General features: G+C 56.7%; 1 pseudogene. It reads left to right on the top strand.

The annotated features are described in order from the left end of the window. Positions 1-260 (top strand): annotated as a pseudogene (locus HX823_RS30950) (hypothetical protein); the annotation flags it as partial. Between the last annotated feature and the right edge of the window lie 40 nt (positions 261-300).

The following is a 300-nucleotide window of genomic DNA, read 5'->3' on the forward strand; positions in this document are numbered from 1 at the left end:
ACAACGACTTCAACGAAGCCATCTCCCCCGCGGCCGGGTTCAACACCGGCGTACTGTGGAAAAACCCGCTGGGTAACCTGAGCCTGGAAGCCAAGGGCGATTTCTTCACCAATGGCGAAGTGCGCCGTAGCATCAGCCTGAATCAGCAGTGGGAATTATCGCGCAACCTGGGACTGCGCCTGAGCGCACAGCGTGAGTACAGCCACTTGTCGACGCCGGTGAATGAAGTGATGCTTGAGGTGAAGTGGTATCACTACTAACTAAAGCCTGGCCGAGATCAAAATGTGGGAGGGGGCTTGC

It is taken from the genome of Pseudomonas sp. P7759, assembly GCF_013386445.1.
In the GTDB taxonomy this organism is placed as follows: Bacteria; Pseudomonadota; Gammaproteobacteria; order Pseudomonadales; family Pseudomonadaceae; genus Aquipseudomonas; species Aquipseudomonas azotoformans_A.